The following is a 1651-nucleotide window of genomic DNA, read 5'->3' as shown; positions in this document are numbered from 1 at the left end:
CGCCAGTTTTATCCCAGGAGTCTGTATCGACGTTTGAGATACGAGCGTTTCAGGTACGTGGGAACACGGTTTTGTCTGCGGATTTGGTTGAGCGGGCGATTTACCCTTTTATGGGACCTGGTCGTACGGAGTCGGATGTTGAGGGGGCGCGTTCTGCTTTGCAGAAGGCGTTTGAGGATGCGGGTTATGTGGCGGTTTCGGTGTTCATTCCGGAGCAGTCTGTCGAGAGCGGCATTCTGCTTCTGGAGGTTCAGCCGCAGACGGTTGCGAACCTTGTGGTGGAGGGGTCGAGCCGTCCGGATTCGGTGAAGGCGCTTGCGCCTTCGGTGGCGCCTGGGGTGACACCGAACCTTCCGGCTTTTCAGCGGGATGTGGTGGCGCTGAACAGCAAGGCGCACCGGACGGTGACGCCCGAGCTTCGGGCGGGCGAGGCGCCTGGCACTCTGGACGTGATCCTGAAGGTGGAGGAGCGCTCGCCGTTCCACGCTTCGGTCGAGCTCAACAACTTCTCGTCGGCCGCGACGTCCGACCTGCGGCTTTCGGGGACGCTTCGCTACGACAATATGTGGGGCCGTGGGGACAGTCTGAGCCTTTCGGCGCAGACGGCGCCGCGGCGGACCGACGACGGCACGGTGTTCTCGGGCAATTACCTGATGCGCCTGGGCCAGGGGACGCAGCTTCTGGCCTATGGGGTCTATTCCGACAGCGACATCGCGGTGGTCGGCGGCACCAGCGTCATCGGCAAGGGGAAGATGGGGGGCTTGCGGCTGATCCAGTCGCTGGGCTCGGGGGATGGCTTCTATCACTCGCTGACGGCCGGGATCGACTACAAGGACTTCAAGGAGGATGTGCTGCTTGGGGCGGACCGGGCGACGGCTCCGATCACCTACTTCCCGGCGACGGTGTCGTGGCGCGGCGACTGGGCCGGGGCGCATTCGTCGAGCACGGTGACCTTCTCGACGGTGTTCGGGATCCGCGCCTTCGGCGACGACTGGGAGGCGTTCGACGCCAAGCGCTACCAGGCGCGGCCGAGCTTCCTGGTGTGGAAGCTGGACGCGGAGACGACGCAGACGGCGATGGGCGACATCCAGCTCAACGCGCGGCTTTCCGGCCAGTGGTCGGCGAGCCCGCTGATCTCGAACGAGGGGTTCAGCCTTGGGGGGATGTCGTCGGTTCGCGGCTATTATGAGTCGGAGGCGCTGGGCGACTATGGCTTTGCGCTGCAGACGGAGCTTCGCTCGCCGGAGCTGGGCGGTCTGCTGGGCGACAATCTGCCGAACGCGCTTCGGCTGCATCTGTTCACCGACATCGGCTACGCCGGCATCCACGACGCGCTTCCGGGGCAGGAGTCGAACAACTTCCTGCTGAGCGGCGGCGCGGGCGGGCGGATCCGGCTGTTCAACTACTTCAACGCGGCGGTCGACGCCGGCGTTCCGCTTCTGACCGGTCCCTCGTCGGGGTTCGGGGATATTTTCGTTCGCTTCCGCATTCAGGGGGAATTTTGATGCTTGATATTGGTCGCCTCCGCCGGAGCGCGGTGGCTGCTGCCGCCACGCTCGCGGCGTTCACCGCGTTCGCGTCGCCGGCTTTTGCCTGGTGGCAGACGGATTACGCCTATCGCACGAAGATCGACCTGAACGCGTCGGCGGCG

The 1651-nt window shown here is 64.9% G+C and carries 1 protein-coding gene; it reads left to right on the top strand.

Annotated features, from left to right (window positions below; all coding sequences use genetic code 11):
• Positions 1-38: 38 nt before the first annotated feature.
• Positions 39-1505, top strand: a complete 1467-nt coding sequence (locus L6Q21_RS17875; RefSeq protein ID WP_336246258.1) for a ShlB/FhaC/HecB family hemolysin secretion/activation protein — start codon at positions 39-41, stop codon at positions 1503-1505.
• The last annotated feature ends 146 nt before the right edge of the window (positions 1506-1651 follow it).

It is taken from the genome of Sandaracinobacteroides sayramensis (assembly GCF_022014495.1).
In the GTDB taxonomy this organism is placed as follows: domain Bacteria; phylum Pseudomonadota; class Alphaproteobacteria; order Sphingomonadales; family Sphingomonadaceae; genus Sandaracinobacteroides; species Sandaracinobacteroides sayramense.
Note: the sequence above shows the minus strand (reverse complement) of the source record. Positions and strands in the feature narration are given on the sequence as shown.